The 1433-nt window shown below is 45.9% G+C and carries 2 protein-coding genes; one reads left to right on the top strand and one right to left on the bottom strand.

Going from position 1 to position 1433, the window contains the following annotated elements; all coding sequences use genetic code 11:
- The first annotated feature begins 139 nt into the window (after nt 1-139).
- A complete protein-coding gene (locus ACR0P9_RS12570) occupies nt 140-808 on the top strand; it encodes a CatA-like O-acetyltransferase (RefSeq protein ID WP_432620663.1) in 669 nt (222 codons plus the stop codon).
- A gap of 138 nt (nt 809-946) precedes the next feature.
- On the opposite strand, the gene ACR0P9_RS12565 is transcribed toward ACR0P9_RS12570, so the two are convergent.
- Nucleotides 947-1198: a hypothetical protein gene (locus ACR0P9_RS12565; protein WP_432620661.1), complete on the bottom strand. Its 252-nt coding sequence runs from the start codon at nt 1196-1198 to the stop codon at nt 947-949.
- Nucleotides 1199-1433: the final 235 nt, after the last annotated feature.

Below are 1433 nucleotides of genomic sequence, written 5' to 3'. Positions count from 1 at the left end.
CCGCGGGCTGTTTGTTCAAAAAGCAGTTCTTCCATGATACTCCTCCTGGTTTCGGTTTCTATTGTACCACTCGTTTTGCATCTATGCCATAACTATTTGCATGTGATATAATAAAAGAAAACCAAAGAGGTGAAATCGTATGGAACAGAGCTATCCGGCATATCGGGCAATTGATATGGATACGTGGGCGAGGCGGGAGCATTTTGCCTATTATCGGCATCAGATCCGCTGTGGGTATTCGCTGACGGTTCGCATGGATGTGACCAAACTCGCAGCATTTGCCAAGCAGCACGAGCTGCATTTCTTTCCCTGTTTTTTGTATGCCGCTTCGCGAACAGTAAATGAGATGGATGAAATGCGGATGATGCTCACACCGGACGGAAATGCAGGCGTGTGGGAGGTGTCTCATCCGAATTTTACCATTTTTCATGAAGATGATAAAACCTTCAGCGATATATGGATGCACTATCAATCGGATTTTTCCGCGTTTTATCAAGACTATCTGCGCGTCATGCAGACGTATGGAAATCGGCACGGCATGAAGGCGCGAGATGGCCAGCCGATGAATTTCTTTTGCATTAGCTGTGTGCCGTGGCTGGATTATACCGGCTATTTTACCTATACAGCAGGAAACGACGATCCAGCACTGTTTCCGATTTTGGCGTTTGGCAAGTACACAGAGCAAGATGACAGTTTGACTTTGCCGGTCTCGCTGACCATTTCTCATGCGGCAGCGGACGGGTATCACAGCAGCCGGTTTTTTCACAAACTACAGGAAAATTTGAATCAAGTGGGAGAAATAGTCTAAAGACAACAAAAAAACACGCAAGAGGAGAGAAACTTCTTGCGTGTTTTTTGTTTGTGCGCGTATCGCTTGGCTGAAGCAACACGCTGCATGAGAATAGGAAAGAGTGTGAATTGGAGATGATATAAGCACTTTTATCAATCAAAGCTGGGAATATCCGTAAGAATTTACCAAAGCTTCAATTGGCGTATTATTTTTGCAGAATGGACAATCGCGGCGCTGATACGATGCATAGCCGGGAATGTCTTCTGCGGTGAAAATATTGTGGACAGTCACGCCGTCCACGTCATCAACGGCACTGAAAATAGTACATACGCTTTTGAGGTTGCCGCCGTAGTAATCAATGCATTCCATACCGCGGCGAATGCTGATGCCGGTCGTTACGGTTGCCATAAGAATAAGGACTTTCTTGCCATAGACCATCGGCTCTACATTCTCGCGGAAAAACATCTGACCTTTGTTTGCGCATTCCGGGCAGATCACATAGATCTTTTTATGCTCTGACGCGGGCATCATTTTTTGCAATTATACGGATAGAAACGCACCGATGATGCCGGTTCCGTCCAGACAAATAATTGTATCAATCGGATCTGTCTCTTTGCACTGATTTGCCAGCGCGTGTGCACAT

It is taken from the genome of Butyricicoccus sp. (genome assembly GCF_050872565.1).
Taxonomy (GTDB): domain Bacteria; phylum Bacillota; class Clostridia; order Oscillospirales; family Butyricicoccaceae; genus Butyricicoccus_A.
This window is presented reverse-complemented; position numbering and strand designations above follow the sequence as displayed.

What these genes read in the sequence shown, in the direction of transcription:
- ACR0P9_RS12570 (WP_432620663.1), top strand. Translation starts at nt 140, where the DNA reads ATGGAACAGAGCTATCCGGCATATCGGGCAATTGATATGGATACGTGG.
- ACR0P9_RS12565 (WP_432620661.1), bottom strand. Translation starts at nt 1,198, where the DNA reads ATGGCAACCGTAACGACCGGCATCAGCATTCGCCGCGGTATGGAATGC.